This window comes from Mesorhizobium sp. M0340 (assembly GCF_040321535.1).
Taxonomy (GTDB): Bacteria; Pseudomonadota; Alphaproteobacteria; order Rhizobiales; family Rhizobiaceae; genus Mesorhizobium.
Genome location: NZ_JAMYRR010000010.1, coordinates 36,626 through 51,003, shown reverse-complemented (window position 1 = coordinate 51,003; position 14,378 = coordinate 36,626). Strand labels below are relative to the sequence as shown.

The following is a 14,378-nucleotide window of genomic DNA, read 5'->3' as shown; positions in this document are numbered from 1 at the left end:
CCGAGAAATCATTTCTTAACCACCGTTCTAAACAACATGGTGACCTCAGCATGCGATGTTGACCTCGAGACAATTCGAAGGTCCAACCGGATATGGCCGTTTCCCACCGCACGATCCGCACGCCGCAAGCGGATTTGCGCCTCAGCCAGTCGTCGGGACCCGGCATCCCGCTTGTCCTGATCCACGGCTCGGGCAGTTCGCGCACCGTATTCGCCCGCCAGTTCGACAGCCCGTTGGCCGCCGCCCATCGGCTGATTGCTTTCGACCTGCCCGGCCATGGCGAATCGTCGGACGCCCGCGATCCGGCGACGGACTACACCATCGCCGGCCTTGCCCAATCGGCGGCTCAGCTCCTCGATGCCTTGGGCATCGGTCGCGCCATTGTCTTCGGCTGGTCGCTTGGCGGGCACGTGGCAATCGAGCTCGCGAGTTTTCACCGCGCCGTCGGCGGGCTGATGCTGACCGGCGCGCCGCCGGTATCGAAGGGCCCTTTCGGCATGCTGCGCGGCTTCCATGCGCATTGGGACATGCTGCTGGCGTCCAAAAAGACGTATTCCGAACGCGACGCCGAGCGCTTCGAAACGCTCTGCTTCGGCGACACCGCCGACCCGTCCTTTCGCAAAACCATCCTGCGCACCGACGGCCGGCTGCGCGCCGCGGTGACGCGCGGCATGCTCACCGGCAAGGGCGCCGACCAGAGACAGGTGGTCGAGCAGGCGGCGTTTCCGGTCGCTATCGTCAATGGCGAGAACGACCCGTTCGTCCGGCTCGGCTATTTTGAAACGCTCGCCTACGGCTCGCTGTGGGAGCATTGCCACATCATTCCCGGTGCCGGGCATGCGCCTTTCTGGGAGCGTGCGGACCTGTTCAATCCGTTGCTCGCGCGCTTTGCCGAGACGGTGTCAGTGCAGCGCATTGAGGCAACGCCACTGGCGTCGCGCCGAACCGGCACCGGCTGAACCGGCCCCAACTTCAAATCCCTTCAACCTCAAATCCCTTGCCCTCCCGGCCTGCCCGTGGGACGATGCCCTTTGGGTAGGTGGCAAATTGAAAAAAGCCTCGCCCGCGACGGCCGACAGGCCGGCCGCCGCTCACAGGGAAACGCCTGAGTGGAGGTCAGCCATGGGTACTCGCGCCGGAGGACGACGCACGGGACCGAAATGCATTGCCATAGTCGGTCCCTTTGCAAGCGGTAAGACGACACTTCTCGAAGCCATACTCGCCCGTACAGGCGCCATTCCCCGCCAGAATCCCGTTTCGTCCGGAAATACCGTTTCCGATCATTCGCCGGAAGCGCGCGCTCACGGCATGAGCGTCGAGGCGACCTTCGCCACAACCGATTTCATGGGCGAGCCGTTCACCTTCGTCGATTGTCCCGGCTCCATCGAATTCTCCTTCGAAGCCGAGCCGGTGCTGGCTGCCTGCGACGTCGCCGTGGTCGTCGCCGAGGCTGACGAGAAGAAGATCCCTGCCCTGCAGCTGATCATGCGCAAGCTCGACGATCTCGGCGTGCCGCGTATGCTGTTCCTGAACAAGGTCGACAAGGCGATATCAGGCGTGCGCGACACGCTGAAGATGCTGCAGCCGGCAAGCACGGTGCCATTGCTGCTGCGCCAGATCCCGCTGCGCAAGGACGGCGTCGTCATCGGCTCGATCGACCTCGCTCTGGAGCGTGCCTACATCTATCGCGAATATGCCGAGAGCGAGGTCGCCCAGATCCCGAGCGACGACAAGGCGCGCGAGCTCGAGGCGCGCTTTTCCATGCTGGAGACGCTCGCCGACCATGACGACCGCCTGATGGAGCAATTGCTGGACGAGATCGAACCGCCAAAGGACGCGATCTTCGATGACCTCGCCGCGGATCTGCGCGACGGCACGGTGACGCCGGTGCTGATCGGCACCGCCGAGAAGGGCAACGGTGTGCTGCGCCTGTTGAAGGCGATCCGTCACGACGCACCCGATATCGCGGCGACGCGCCGGCGTCTCGGCGCTCCTGACGGCAATGCCACCGTGGTCCAGGTGATGAAGACCATCCACACCGCGCATGGCGGCAAGCTGTCGGTCTCGCGCATCCTGTCCGGTCAGGTCGCCGACGCCGCCGAGCTGTTCCTTCCCAGCGGCGAGACGGCAAAGGTCTCCGGCATCTACAAGATGCTCGGCAAGGACCAGGTCAAGCTGACTTCGGCCAAGGCCGGCGACACGGTGGCGCTCGGTAAGCTGGACGCCGTCAGGACCGGCCAGACGCTGAGCTCGACCAAGGGCGGCATCAAGCCGCTGGTCACGCTGACCCCGCCGCAACCGGTCTTCGCCTTCGCGCTGCGGCCGAAAGAGCGCAAGGACGAGGTCAAGATGTCGGCGGCCATCCAGCGCCTGGCCGAGGAAGATCCCTCGCTCAGTCTGCATCACAACCAGGATTCCGCCGAAACCGTGCTGTCCGGTCATGGCGAGATGCATCTGCGCGTCGTGCGCGAGCGGCTGGAAGGCAAGAACCAGATCCCGGTTGAAGGCCATGTGCCGGCCGTGCCCTATCGCGAGACGATCCGAAAAGCGACGCAGCAGCGCGGCCGCCACAAGAAACAGTCGGGCGGCCACGGCCAGTTCGGCGACGTAGTGCTGGAGATCAAGCCGCTGCCGCGCGGGTCCGGTTTCCAGTTCACCGATACGATCACCGGCGGCGTCGTGCCGAAGACGTACATCCAGTCGGTCGAGACCGGTGTGCGCGATTACCTGAAATCCGGCCCGCTCGGCTTTCCGGTCGTCGATGTTGCCGTCAACCTTTCCGACGGCTCCTACCATGCGGTGGATTCCTCCGACATGGCCTTCCAGATGGCGGCGAAGCTGGCGATGAAGGAAGGCATGGCCGCCTGCTCGCCGGTGCTGCTCGAACCGGTGATGAAGGTCGAGATCGTCACGCCGTCGGATGCGACGTCGAAGATCATCGCGCTGATCCCACAGCGGCGCGGCCAGATCCTCGGCTACGACGCGCGGCCCGACTGGCCGGGATGGGACGTGGTTGAGGCGACCATGCCGCAAGCCGAGATCGGCGACCTCATCATCGAGCTGCGCTCGGCCACGGCTGGTGTCGCCAGCTATCGGGCTGTCTTCGACCACATGGCCGAACTCACCGGGCGGTTGGCCGACGAAGCGCTGAACGCCAACGGCAAGGCCGCCTGAACAGCAGCTTGCGGCGGCCAGAACACAAGGAAGCACACAAGGAAACGGCGCCCGGATCATTCGGGCGCCGTTTCGTTGCGGACCGTCTTCGTGGGAGGCGAAACGGCAGGTCCGCCGCATGCTTGCCGCCGGTGTCTGGCGGCGGAGGAAGGTTCGGACGCGGTAGCTGCCTGAGCCCGGGTCGTCCGAGTGATGCCCCCATCCCCCGGACGAGCCACACCGCGTCCTATGCTCTGCTTACCCGATTTGCCGTGCCAACGCATGTTACCCGAGGTTACATGTCACTGTTACGCGCCAGTTCCGGCCGATTTTCTGGCGATGTGTTGGTTTCGGGCAACAAAAAAGCCGGATCAATGAAGACCCGGCTGAGTTTGATTGGAAGTGCCTGTTAAGGCTAACCTCCAGAGGGGAACACTCGAGAGCGCTAATGGGAGGAGAACGCGCTCAGGAGATGATCTATATATGTGCTCTTCATGCCCAAGAAACAAGCATCTATTTTGCAACACTCACATGCAAAAAGGCGCCGGCTGTGGTCCAATCCGTCCCGAAGCGCAATAGGACCAGTTGAATCGCTGAAATACAGCCTGCGGCAAGGCAAAAATCGATCCGCAGCCGCGAATCAGCAGCGATTCCTGCTCGGAAAGTCGAAAAGCGCAGGATGACGTGGAATCGTGCAGCACGCGTTTGTTTTTTCGGCAGCCAGACCTTGCTGGTGCATGCCGCCCAAAAAGCCCGCCATCGAGCTTGACCTGAGGGTGTAGCGGTTTGGGTTACATGCCGGACAAGACCTGATGCGCTTTGCAGGAGACCGTTCAAGGCCGCGCCCGTAAGGAGAGCTATATGCGAGCCACTTCGGCGATCGCCGGCAGTGTCATCTTTCTCGCGGCAGCGCCCGGCGTGGTCGCCGGACTGCTGCCTTGGCTGCTGACCGATCGCTATCGCCTGCCCTGGTCGAGACTGCCCGGTTTCGTTCCTGTGGGCTGGCTGCTGATTGTCGCCGGCACAATCGTGCTGCTGCACGCATTTGCCCGTTTTGCCCTGGAGGGCCTGGGTACGCCAGCCCCGGTAGCGCCGACCGAGAGGCTGGTCGTCGGCGGCATCTATCGCCATGTCCGCAACCCGATGCACGTCGCCGTGCTGTCGATCGTCCTCGGCCAGGCACTGCTGTTTTCGAGCGGGACGGTCGCCGCCTATCTAGTCATCGCCGCGGCCGCCATGATCTCCTTCGTCAAACTGTATGAGGAACCGACGCTTGCCCGCCGCTACGGCGCCGAATACGAAGCCTACCGCCGCGGCGTACCAGGCTGGCTGCCCCGCCTGACGCCTTGGCACGGCTAATTCTGGATTCTGGACGCCGACAATTGGCGAAACCGGCGATACGGCCCCCTTCTCCCCGTCACTATACGGGGAGAAGTGCCCGGCAGGGCGATGAGGGGCGGCGCGACATATCAGGACTCCCCATCGCCGAGCCAACCCAAGTACGACAAAGGCTGGCGCCGCCCCTCATCTGCTGCCGCCATCTTCCCCAATAGTGACGGGGAGAAGGACTCTTCCGCCGAAGCTTTCGCCAATCGCCGGCGTCACTTAGAAAGTCGGCGAGCTGCAGAACTAGAACGACCAGCTGCGCGCCTTGGCGATGATGAAATCGCGGAAGACATGCAGCTTCGCCTGGTTCTTCATCGCGTCGGGATAGGCGAAATAGGTATCGAAGGACGGCACTTCGGTTTCGGGCAACAACTGCACCAGCCCGGAATCCTTGCTGACCACATAATCCGGCAGCATGGCGATGCCGGCGCCGCCCTGCACCGCCCGCTTGATCGACAGGATGTCGTTGATCTGCAGCGTCGGCACCCTTTGCCCGCCTTCGAAATCGCCGACCGTCTCCAGCCAGTTCAGTTCCGACAGATGCGCCGGCACCGGCACGCCGAAGGTGACGATGCGATGGGCCTTCAGCTCGGCGATCGAATTCGGCTTGCCGTATTTATTCACATAGGAGGGCGCCGCGTAGAGATGGAAATGCACGGTGAACAGGCGGCGCTGGATGAGGTCAGGCTGCTGCGGCTGGCGCAGCCTGATGGCGCAGTCGGCCTGGCGCATGGTGAGATCGAGCTCCTCATTGGCCAGGATGAGCTGCAGGCTGACCTCGGGATAGAGCTCGATGAATTCCTGCACGCGCTCGGTCAGCCAGCCGGCGCCGAGGCCGACCGTGGTCGTCACCCTGAGCACGCCGGAGGGCCGGTCCTTGGTTTCGGTCAATCGTGATTTGATGGTTTCGAGCTTCATCAGCACGTCGTGTGCCGTGCGGAACAGCATCTCGCCCTGCTCGGTCAGCACCAGGCCGCGGGCATGGCGATTGAACAGCGGCACGCCGACGTCATGCTCGAGCGCGCTGACCTGCCGCGAGATCGCCGATTGCGACAAATGCAGTGTTTCCGCGGCATGGGTGAACGACCCCGCTTCCGCTGCGGCGTGAAACACGCGTAGCTTGTCCCAATCCAACGCCATGATTTCCCCTCGTCCTGTTTTCTGGCGTCCGCCTGTTTTGGCGTCTGAATGAAAAATCAGGCTTTTGCACGGCTTGTCTCAGCCGCTTGTTCAACAATCACTCCGCCGCTTCGCGGTGAACCTCGATCCCCGCCAGATATTTTTCCGCTTCTAGCGCGGCCATGCAGCCGAGACCGGCCGCCGTCACCGCCTGGCGGTAGATGTCGTCGGTCACGTCGCCGGCGGCAAACACACCCGGCATATCGGTGCGGGTCGAATCCGGCGCCGTCCACAGATAGCCGTTCGGCTTCTGCTTCAGCTTGCCGGCAAACAGCTCGACCGCCGGCGCGTGGCCGATCGCCACGAACACGCCGTCGACCACCAGATGCATCTCCTGCCCGGTCACCACGTTGCGCAGCTTCAGCCCTTCGACCGACGGCGGCAGCGGCGCCTTGCCGGGCCTGCCGGTGATCTCGTCGACCACCGTGTCCCAGATGATGCGGACATTGTCTTTCTGCAGCAGCCGCTCGCGCAGGATGCGCTCGGCGCGGAAATCGCTGCGCCTGTGAATAACGGTGACGCTCTTGGCCAGGTTGGAGAGATAGAGCGCTTCCTCCACAGCCGAATTGCCGCCGCCGATCACCGCGACATCCTTGCCGCGATAGAAGAAGCCGTCGCAGGTGGCGCAGGCGGAGACGCCAAAACCCATGAAGGTCTGTTCGCTCGGGATGCCCAGCCATTTCGCCTGCGCGCCGGTGGCGATGATCAGCGCGTCGGCGGTATAGATCGTGCCGGAATCGCCCTTGGCGCGGAACGGCCGCACGTTGAGGTCGACCTCGGTGATGATGTCGCTGACGATGTCGGTGCCGACATGCTCAGCCTGCCTGAGCATCTCGCTCATCAGCCATGGACCCTGGATCGGTTCGGCGAAGCCCGGATAGTTTTCGACGTCGGTTGTGATCATCAGTTGCCCGCCCTGCTGCAGGCCGGCGACCAGCATTGGCTTGAGCATGGCGCGGGCGGCATAGATTGCCGCCGTATAGCCGGCGGGGCCGGAGCCGATGATGAGAACAGGCGCGTGCTTGGTGATCATGAAAGCCTCTGCGGGGAGCAGCCATGGATTGTGGCATGAACTCTCGTCGATTGTTGCGCGTAATGTAAGTGTTGCCTGCGACGCCAGCAAGGCAAGTTGCCGTTCGTCCCCGGAAAGCTTCGGCGCCGGCGACGGCGACAAGCAACCGCAGCAAGATGATGCGAAAATCCTCGATCCAGCGGATGGAATAGACAGCAAAGTCGTTTAACTACAAAGTCGCGAAAGATTCTTTCGCGTCACCACGGAAGCCGCCATGCCGATCAAGGCCGATCTCGATGCCATCGACTGGAAGATCCTGCGCGAGCTTCAGCAGGACGGACGCATGACCAATGTCGAACTGTCGAGCCGCGTCGGCATTTCGGCGCCGCCGTGCCTGCGCCGCGTCCGGCGGCTGGAAGAGGCCGGCATCATCCGCGGCTACCGTGCCCTGCTTAACGCTCCGGCACTCGGCCTCGACGTCGTCGCCTTCTGCCTGATCGGCCTACATCACCAGGCCGACGCCGAGCTCAAGACCTTCGCCGAGCGCACCCGCGGCTGGCCGATCGTTCGCGATGCCTGGATGGTGTCGGGCGAATCCGATTTCCTGCTGCACTGCGTGGCGAGCGATCTCGGCACCTTCCAGACCTTCGTCATCGAGGAACTGGCCTCGGCCCCAAATGTCGACACGGTGCGAACCGCGCTGACCATCCGCCGGGTCAAGGACGAAGGGCTGGTGGCGTTTTCGGCTTGAGACCAGGCAAAGCGCCGGAGAAACAAAATCCGGAAACAAAAAACCCGCCTCGGCGGGCGGATCGTCGGTGGGAATCATCACCACAGTTGAATTAGTAGCATAGCTGCCGGCACAAAGCAAGAACAAAATGTGGCTATGCGTCAAATAATAATCGCTACAGGCTGGCGCTGGCCCCTCACCCTTACCCGCTCCCCGTGAAGAGGAGAGGGGTCGCCAGCGTTGCGGCTACTTCTCCCCGTTGACAATTGACGGCCTCTACCCAGCCTGGCGCAATCACCCTGCGTCGCAGAGGCGCGTTTCGACCATTTCGCAGAGATGGTGGTAGAGGCACAAATGCCCCTGCTGGATAATCGGCGTCGAGGTCGAGGGTACGTTGAGCAGGATGTCGGAGAGCGGCTTCAGCTTGCCGCCAGTATCGCCGGTCAGGCTGACCACCGTCATGCCCATCATGCGCGCCTGTTGGGCGGCGGCGAGGATGCTTGGCGAATTGCCGCTGGTCGAGATGGCGAGCAGCACGGCGCCTGCCGAACCATGCGCCTCGACCTGGCGCGCAAACACCGTGTCGAAGCCGTAATCATTGCCCCAGGCGGTCAGCACCGCCGCGTTGGCCGGCAGCGCGATGACGTTGTAGGCCTTGCGCTCCCTGAGGAAGCGGCCGACCAGCTCGCCGGCGATATGGATGGCGTCGCTGGCCGAGCCGCCATTGCCTGCTATCAGCAGCGCCTTGCCCTGCGAAAGCGCGGCGACGACGGCGCTGACCGCCCGCTCCATCTCGCTGGTCAGGTCGCGCTCGACCATCGCCGAAATCGCGGCCGCCGAGCGAACCAGGTAATCGTTCAGTTCGGACATGAAACCCTCAGTTCCCGGCGCGCAATCTGCCGATGGTGCCGGTCGTGCTCTTGCCGGCGACGAGATCGACCAGCACGACGCGCCCGCCGGCCTTCCGCACGACATCGGCGCCAACCACCTGATCGACCGTATAGTCGGCGCCCTTGACCAGTATATCGGGGCTCAGCGCCTCGATCAGTGAAAGCGGCGTATCCTCCTCGAAGATGACGACGGCGTCGACCGAGGCAAGTGCTGCAAGCACGCAGGCCCGGTCATGCTGGTCGTTGACCGGGCGTCCCGGCCCTTTCAGCCGGCGCACCGAGGCATCGCTGTTGAGGCCGAGCACCAGCCGGTCGCACTGGCTGCGCGCCGCATGCAACAGGCTGACATGGCCGGCATGCAGGATATCGAAACAGCCATTGGTGAAGCCGACGCTCAAGCCCTCGTCCTTCCAGGCAGCCACCAGCCGCGCCGCGGCCGCGGCATCGAGGATCGCGTCCTTGTGGGCGACCGGACCATGCGAGCGAAACAGCGCACCGGTGAGTTCCTCGATCGTCAGCCGCGCGGTGCCGCGCTTGCCGACGACGACGCCGCCGGCGGCGTTGGCGATCGATCCGGCCACGACACGATCAGCCCCTGCTGCAAGAGCCAGCGCGAAGGTCGCGATTACCGTGTCGCCGGCGCCCGAAACGTCGAACACTTCGCGCGCCTGCGTGGCGATATGACGGGCGTCGTCCGCACCGACGACGCTCATGCCCTTTTCGCTGCGCGTCGCGACGACGAAATCGAAACCGTGCGCCGAAATCAGCTGGCGCGCCGCCGCCTCGATCTCGTCATCGGCAAACACTGCGCGGCCGACCGCCTCGCCGAGTTCCTTGCGGTTGGGCGTGATTGCCGTCGCGCCGGCATAACGCGCATAGTCGCTGCCCTTCGGATCGACCAGCACCGGCTTGCCCGCTTCCCGGCAGATCGAGATCAGCTCGCCGGCGACGCCGTCGAGCAGCACGCCCTTGCCATAGTCGGACAGGATGACGATATCGGCGCGCGCCAGCGCTTCGCGAAAATGCCCGACCAATGTCGCGCGCTCGGCATCGCCCAGCGGCTTGATTTCCTCTTCGTCGAAACGCAGCACCTGCTGGTTGAGCGCGCTGAAGCGGCTTTTGGACGACGTCATGCGATCGGCATCCTGCGCCAGCCCGCCGGTGTCGACGCTAAATTCGCCGAGCATGCGCATGAGGTTCTTGCCGGCCTCGTCGGCGCCGATCACCGAGACCGGTATGACGGAAGCGCCAAGCGAAACGATATTGGCGACGACATTGCCGGCGCCGCCCATCGCCAGCGTTTCGCCGCGCCCGTGCAGCACGGGGATCGGCGCTTCCGGCGAAATGCGCTCGATCACGCCGTTGACGAAACGGTCGAGGATGAAATCGCCGACCACCAGCACGGTGGCGCTGCCGAAGCGCGAAATGGCGCGGTGAAGAGGTTCGGGAGAGGGCAGCTTGATCATGTCAACGCGTGGGGGAGCCGATTTTCGGTGACGGGGAATTCGATTGGCAGGGCCGGCCGTTCATGGCGATGCCGATATACCGCAATTTCAGCCGACGCAACGGCAGGCCTTCGACCGATCGCGGTGGCGAGGCAATGCGTCAGCTTTTCTGCAACGCGACATGCACGCCCAGTCCGACAAGCACCGCACCGCCGGCCCGCCGCATCAGGCGCTGCGCCCGGCTCGACTGCCGCAGCCTGGCGATCACTGCGCCGGCCAGCACCACGCAAACAATGTCGGCTGACGAGAACATCAAATTGACGATCGTTCCAAGCACGACGAACTGCAGCCACACCGGAAACGCTGCCGAGGCATCGATGAATTGCGGCAGGAACGCCATGAAGAAAATCGCCGTCTTTGGGTTGAGCACCTCGACGGCAACGCTCTCGAAAAAGGCGCGGCGAGCGGATTTCGGCTGAATTCCCGGCAAGACAACGTCGCTTTGCGCCTTGGCGCGAAACAGCGAAACACCGAGCCAGATCAGATACAGCGCACCGACCAGCTTGACCGCCATGTAAAGCACCGGCACGGCATGGAAAAGCACCGACAGGCCGACAGCGGCGGCGAAGACATGAACGTAGCCGCCAAGATGGATGCCGAGAGCCGCCATCAGGCCGGACCAGCGGCCGCGCGCCATGGTTTGCGCAGCGGCATAGAGCATGGCGGGGCCGGGGATATAGGCGAAGATCGCCGTGGTGGCGAAAAAGGCGACAAGCAGTTCGGTTGACGGCATTACCTTGCTCCTGTCGCCGGTTGGCCGGCAGGCCGACTGAAACGTGACCTTTGCGGCGGCACTGTGGCGCTCATCCAACCGCCCCGCCACCTGCTTTATCGACAGGCCTGCCGGCCTCCCCTATAAGGGCCGGAATCGGCAAGCAACGGCAAGTCAGGGCGTACTAATATGATCATCGTCACGGGCGGCGCCGGCATGATCGGTTCCAACATCGTCGCCGCGCTCAACGCCGACGGTTTCAGCGACATCCTCGTCGTCGACGACCTCACCGACGGCCACAAGATCGCCAATCTCGCCGATCTCGAGATCGCCGACTATCTCGACAAGGACGACTTTCTGGCGCGGATGGAGGCCGGTGACCTCGGCCGCATCGAGGCGGTTTTCCACCAGGGTGCCTGCTCGACCACCACCGAATGGAACGGCAAGTTCATGATGGAGGTCAACTACAGCTATTCGAAGCACCTGCTGCACGCCTGCCTGGCCTTGCGCGTACCCTTCCTCTATGCCTCGTCCGCTTCGGTCTATGGCGGCGGAGCCGAGTTTCGCGAGGAGCCGGAATGCGAGCGGCCGCTGAACGTCTATGCCTATTCGAAAAAGCTGTTCGACGACTATGTCCGCCGAACCGTTTTCGATACCGACCATTCGCCGGTGGCGGGCCTGCGTTATTTCAACGTCTACGGACCGCGCGAGGCGCATAAGGGCGCCATGGCCTCTGTCGCCTTCCATTTGTTCAACCAGGTCGAACGCGGCGAAAACCCCAAGCTGTTCGGCGCCTATGGCGGTTTCGGGCCCGGCGAGCAGAGCCGCGACTTCATCCATGTCGGCGATGTCGCCGACGTCAATCTGTGGCTGTGGAAACGCGGTTCCAGCGGCATCTTCAACTGCGGTACCGGCAAGGCCCAGCCGTTTCGCGCCATTGCCGAAACGGTGATCGATACGCTCGGCAAGGGCCAGATCGAATTCATCGAGTTTCCCGACCACCTCAAGGGCAGCTACCAGAGCTTTACGCAAGCTGATATGTCCCGCTTGCGCGCAGCCGGTTACAATGGCCAGTTCCGCACAGTGGAAACCGGCGTCAGAGACTATGTCGAATGGCTGAAAGCCCAACGATCCTCGTGATCGGCCCACGCTGGGTGGGCGACATGGTGATGGCGCAGTGCCTGTTCCAGGCACTGAGGGAGCTTCATCCGAATGCCGCCATCGACGTGCTGGCGCCGGCGTGGGCAGCACCGCTGGTCAAGCGCATGCCCGAAATCCGCCAGCAGATCGATCTGCCGCTGCCATCCGGCGCGTTCGAATTCCGCGTCCGAAGGCGCTTCGGCCGCCTGCTGCGCGGCCGCTACGACATGGCCTTTGTCCTGCCGGGAAGCTGGAAGTCGGCGCTGATCCCGTTCTTTGCCGGCATTCCGCGCCGTGTCGGCCATCTCAAGGAAATGCGCTACGGGCTGCTGACCGACATCGTGCCCTTGCCCGATCGACTGAAACGGCGCACCGCGCAGGCCTATTTCAGCCTTGCCCGCGGCGGCGCCTTCCAGGCGCCGAAGCTCGCCGTCGATCAAGCCAGCCAGGCGGCACTGCTCAGCCGTTTCGGGCTGACGGCGGGGAAATTCGTGGCAGTCATGCCCGGCGCAGAATTCGGCCCGGCCAAACGCTGGCCGAGCGAACACTATGCCGGCCTTGCCCGCGAGATGATGGCGAAAGGGTTTGGCGTCGCGCTGTTCGGATCGAAGAACGACGCTGAGGTGACGGCTGAAATCGCGGCGCAGGCGCCGGGCGCCTCCGACCTTGCCGGCCAGACGCGGCTGGAGGATGCCATCGACCTGATTGCCGCTGCGAGGCTCGCCGTCTCCAACGACAGCGGGCTGATGCATGTCGCCGCCGCCGTCGGCACGCCGGTCGTCGCCGTCTACGGCTCGACCTCGCCCGACAACACGCCGCCGCTCGCCGAGCGTCGCGAACTGGTCTGGCTCGGCCTGTCCTGTTCGCCCTGCCACAAAAAAATCTGCCCGCTCGGTCATCTCAACTGCCTGAAGACGCTGGAGGTCGAACGCGTCGTGGCGGCGGCGGAGCGGCTGCTGGAAATGCCGGCCGCCGCATGAAGGTGCTGATCGTCAAGACGTCGTCGATGGGCGACGTCATCCACACCTTTCCCGCAGTGGAGGACGCGCGCCGCGCCCGCCCGGATATTTCCTTCCACTGGTGCGTGGAAGAGGCCTTTGCCGGCATCGCGGCGCTGCATCCAGCCATCCAAACCATCCACAGCGTGGCGATCCGGCGCTGGCGCGGGAAGCTGCTCGAGCCCGTCACATGGCGGGAAGTGGTCGGCCTGCGCAGCGCCTTGCGCGCGTCCCGCTACGACCTCGTCCTCGATGCACAAGGCTTGCTGAAATCGGCGCTGGTGGCGCGGCTGGCGGCAGCACCAATTGCCGGCTTCGACCGCTCGAGCGCACGCGAACCGTCGGCGACAATGTTCTACGACCGGCGATACTCGGTGCCGCGCGACCTGCACGCCATCGAACGGACGCGGCGGTTGTTCGGGCTGGCGCTAGGTTACCAGCCCGATCTCTCCAACCTCGATTCCGGCATAGTGCCGCCAGCCGACGGCTCGGCCTCGATCGCCGGCCAAACTGCCTTCCTGCTGCACGGCACCAGCCGCGAGGACAAGAAATGGCCGGTTGCGGACTGGATCGAAATCGCCAGGCTTCTCGTGGCACGAGAGATGACCCCGGTCACCACCTGGTCGAACGACCGGGAACAGGCGGTTGCCGAAGCGATCACCCGCGCCGTTTCGCAAACCGTGGTGGTTCCCAGGTCGCCGCTTGCCGAGATCGCCGCCGTCATCGGCGGCTCGGCGCTGGTCATCGGCGCCGACACCGGCCTGACCCATCTCGCCAGCGCCTTCGGCGTACCGACGGTGGCGGTATTCCTGGCGACGGAGCCCGGCCTGACCGGCCCGCGCGGCCCATTCTCATCGACGCTGCTGGCCAAGCCCGGCCGCAGCGTCACGCCGCCGGCGGTGATGGCGGAAGCTGAGAGATTGCTGGCGCTTAAATTACAAGGCGCTGCATAGGACCTTTTCAGAATTCGCTCTGGCGAGTCGAACAGCGTGGTTTTCGAGAACCGGAGCGGAGCGTACTTAAAGTACGTGAGCACCGGAAGCGCAGAAAACCGCGCTAGTCGGCCGCCAGAGTAGAATTATCAAAGGTCCTAAATGAACTGCACCTGGACGATCTCGTAGCCCCTGGCGCCGCCCGGTGCGTTGACCTCGATGGCATCGCCCACTTCCTTACCGATCAGGGCGCGGGCGATCGGCGAGGAGATCGAGATGCGGCCGGACTTCACGTCCGCTTCCTGGTCGCCGACGATCTGGTAGGTCTTTTTCTCCTCGGTATCCTCGTCGACCAGCACCACGGTGGCACCGAACTTGACCTTGTCGCCGCTGAGCTTGGTGACGTCGATCACCTCGGCCCGCGCGATCAGGTCCTCGAGTTCGTTGACCCGGCCCTCATTGAGGCTCTGTGCCTCTTTTGCCGCGTGATATTCGGCATTTTCGGAGAGGTCGCCATGCGAGCGCGCTTCGGAAATCGCCTCGATGATACGCGGCCGCTCCTGTTGCTGGCGCCAGCGCAGTTCTTCCTTCAATGACGCGAACCCCTCGCCTGTCATCGGGACCTTGTTCATAATGCCTGACCTTTCCTGCCGCCGCCCCCGTAATCGGGAGCGACCTTGTCGATGGTACAAAAAGAAAACGGTCCGGCAGCCTCGCTAACGGAACCGTCTCATCACAATC

General features: G+C 63.8%; 15 protein-coding genes. 8 read left to right on the top strand and 7 right to left on the bottom strand.

Annotated elements, in window-relative coordinates:
* The first annotated feature begins 92 nt into the window (after positions 1-92).
* Positions 93-959, top strand: a complete 867-nt coding sequence (locus NKI79_RS16380; protein WP_352802759.1) for an alpha/beta fold hydrolase — start codon at positions 93-95, stop codon at positions 957-959.
* A gap of 163 nt (positions 960-1,122) precedes the next feature.
* Complete coding sequence (locus tag NKI79_RS16375; RefSeq protein WP_352802756.1) at positions 1,123-3,174, top strand: elongation factor G; 2,052 nt, start codon at positions 1,123-1,125, stop codon at positions 3,172-3,174.
* A gap of 492 nt (positions 3,175-3,666) precedes the next feature.
* Here NKI79_RS16375 and NKI79_RS16370 read toward each other — a convergent pair whose 3' ends face one another.
* Positions 3,667-3,990, bottom strand: a complete 324-nt coding sequence (locus NKI79_RS16370; protein ID WP_352802754.1) for a hypothetical protein — start codon at positions 3,988-3,990, stop codon at positions 3,667-3,669.
* A gap of 24 nt (positions 3,991-4,014) precedes the next feature.
* Between NKI79_RS16370 and NKI79_RS16365 the strand changes: the two genes are divergently transcribed.
* Positions 4,015-4,512 (top strand): methyltransferase family protein, encoded by a 498-nt coding sequence (locus NKI79_RS16365; RefSeq protein ID WP_352802751.1) that lies wholly within the window; start codon positions 4,015-4,017, stop codon positions 4,510-4,512.
* 270 nt (positions 4,513-4,782) lie between these two features.
* Here the strand turns inward: NKI79_RS16365 and NKI79_RS16360 are convergent, their stop codons facing one another.
* Positions 4,783-5,679 carry a LysR family transcriptional regulator gene (locus NKI79_RS16360; RefSeq protein WP_023719100.1) on the bottom strand — a complete coding sequence of 299 codons (897 nt, stop codon included), beginning with the start codon at positions 5,677-5,679 and terminating at the stop codon, positions 4,783-4,785.
* A 97-nt stretch (positions 5,680-5,776) separates the two neighbouring features.
* Positions 5,777-6,751: a thioredoxin-disulfide reductase gene (gene trxB, locus NKI79_RS16355; protein WP_352802750.1), complete on the bottom strand. Its 975-nt coding sequence runs from the start codon at positions 6,749-6,751 to the stop codon at positions 5,777-5,779.
* On the opposite strand from trxB, the gene NKI79_RS16350 reads away from it, so the two are divergent.
* Together NKI79_RS16350 and NKI79_RS16345 are read left to right on the top strand one after the other, a co-directional pair.
* A complete protein-coding gene (locus NKI79_RS16350) occupies positions 6,744-6,959 on the top strand; it encodes a hypothetical protein (RefSeq protein ID WP_352802748.1) in 216 nt (71 codons plus the stop codon). The genes trxB and NKI79_RS16350 overlap by 8 nt on opposite strands.
* Positions 6,960-7,004: 45 nt before the next feature.
* Entirely contained in the window at positions 7,005-7,481 is a 477-nt protein-coding gene (locus tag NKI79_RS16345) for an Lrp/AsnC family transcriptional regulator (protein ID WP_023678347.1), read from the top strand.
* Positions 7,482-7,754: 273 nt separating this feature from the next.
* On the opposite strand, the gene NKI79_RS16340 is transcribed toward NKI79_RS16345, so the two are convergent.
* The 3 genes from NKI79_RS16340 to NKI79_RS16330 all read right to left on the bottom strand — a co-directional run bounded on the left by NKI79_RS16340 (position 7,755) and on the right by NKI79_RS16330 (position 10,588).
* Positions 7,755-8,330 carry a D-sedoheptulose-7-phosphate isomerase gene (locus NKI79_RS16340; RefSeq protein WP_352802745.1) on the bottom strand — a complete coding sequence of 192 codons (576 nt, stop codon included), beginning with the start codon at positions 8,328-8,330 and terminating at the stop codon, positions 7,755-7,757.
* 7 nt (positions 8,331-8,337) lie between these two features.
* Positions 8,338-9,816 carry a D-glycero-beta-D-manno-heptose-7-phosphate kinase gene (gene rfaE1, locus NKI79_RS16335; protein WP_352802742.1) on the bottom strand — a complete coding sequence of 493 codons (1,479 nt, stop codon included), beginning with the start codon at positions 9,814-9,816 and terminating at the stop codon, positions 8,338-8,340.
* 139 nt (positions 9,817-9,955) lie between these two features.
* A complete protein-coding gene (locus NKI79_RS16330; protein ID WP_352687813.1) occupies positions 9,956-10,588 on the bottom strand; it encodes a LysE family translocator in 633 nt (210 codons plus the stop codon).
* Positions 10,589-10,756: 168 nt separating this feature from the next.
* Here NKI79_RS16330 and rfaD point away from each other — a divergent pair, with 168 nt between their 5' ends.
* From rfaD to waaC, 3 genes are read left to right on the top strand one after another with little or no spacing between them, the layout of a single operon-like run.
* Positions 10,757-11,707, top strand: coding sequence for an ADP-glyceromanno-heptose 6-epimerase (rfaD, locus tag NKI79_RS16325; RefSeq protein WP_352646504.1), 951 nt, complete (start codon positions 10,757-10,759; stop codon positions 11,705-11,707).
* Positions 11,680-12,687, top strand: coding sequence for a lipopolysaccharide heptosyltransferase II (gene waaF / locus NKI79_RS16320; RefSeq protein WP_352802739.1), 1,008 nt, complete (start codon positions 11,680-11,682; stop codon positions 12,685-12,687). Before rfaD ends, waaF begins: the two co-directional genes overlap by 28 nt.
* Positions 12,684-13,658, top strand: a complete 975-nt coding sequence (gene waaC / locus NKI79_RS16315; protein WP_352802736.1) for a lipopolysaccharide heptosyltransferase I — start codon at positions 12,684-12,686, stop codon at positions 13,656-13,658. Before waaF ends, waaC begins: the two co-directional genes overlap by 4 nt.
* 137 nt (positions 13,659-13,795) lie before the next feature.
* Here waaC and greA read toward each other — a convergent pair whose 3' ends face one another.
* Positions 13,796-14,269: a transcription elongation factor GreA gene (gene greA, locus NKI79_RS16310; protein WP_023719113.1), complete on the bottom strand. Its 474-nt coding sequence runs from the start codon at positions 14,267-14,269 to the stop codon at positions 13,796-13,798.
* Between the last annotated feature and the right edge of the window lie 109 nt (positions 14,270-14,378).

What these genes read in the sequence shown, in the direction of transcription:
- NKI79_RS16345 (WP_023678347.1), top strand. Translation starts at nt 7,005, where the DNA reads ATGCCGATCAAGGCCGATCTCGATGCCATCGACTGGAAGATCCTGCGC.
- NKI79_RS16340 (WP_352802745.1), bottom strand. Translation starts at nt 8,330, where the DNA reads ATGTCCGAACTGAACGATTACCTGGTTCGCTCGGCGGCCGCGATTTCG.
- trxB (WP_352802750.1), bottom strand. Translation starts at nt 6,751, where the DNA reads ATGATCACCAAGCACGCGCCTGTTCTCATCATCGGCTCCGGCCCCGCC.
- greA (WP_023719113.1), bottom strand. Translation starts at nt 14,269, where the DNA reads ATGAACAAGGTCCCGATGACAGGCGAGGGGTTCGCGTCATTGAAGGAA.
- NKI79_RS16330 (WP_352687813.1), bottom strand. Translation starts at nt 10,588, where the DNA reads ATGCCGTCAACCGAACTGCTTGTCGCCTTTTTCGCCACCACGGCGATC.
- rfaD (WP_352646504.1), top strand. Translation starts at nt 10,757, where the DNA reads ATGATCATCGTCACGGGCGGCGCCGGCATGATCGGTTCCAACATCGTC.
- NKI79_RS16380 (WP_352802759.1), top strand. Translation starts at nt 93, where the DNA reads ATGGCCGTTTCCCACCGCACGATCCGCACGCCGCAAGCGGATTTGCGC.
- rfaE1 (WP_352802742.1), bottom strand. Translation starts at nt 9,816, where the DNA reads ATGATCAAGCTGCCCTCTCCCGAACCTCTTCACCGCGCCATTTCGCGC.
- waaC (WP_352802736.1), top strand. Translation starts at nt 12,684, where the DNA reads ATGAAGGTGCTGATCGTCAAGACGTCGTCGATGGGCGACGTCATCCAC.
- NKI79_RS16365 (WP_352802751.1), top strand. Translation starts at nt 4,015, where the DNA reads ATGCGAGCCACTTCGGCGATCGCCGGCAGTGTCATCTTTCTCGCGGCA.
- NKI79_RS16375 (WP_352802756.1), top strand. Translation starts at nt 1,123, where the DNA reads ATGGGTACTCGCGCCGGAGGACGACGCACGGGACCGAAATGCATTGCC.
- NKI79_RS16360 (WP_023719100.1), bottom strand. Translation starts at nt 5,679, where the DNA reads ATGGCGTTGGATTGGGACAAGCTACGCGTGTTTCACGCCGCAGCGGAA.
- waaF (WP_352802739.1), top strand. Translation starts at nt 11,680, where the DNA reads ATGGCTGAAAGCCCAACGATCCTCGTGATCGGCCCACGCTGGGTGGGC.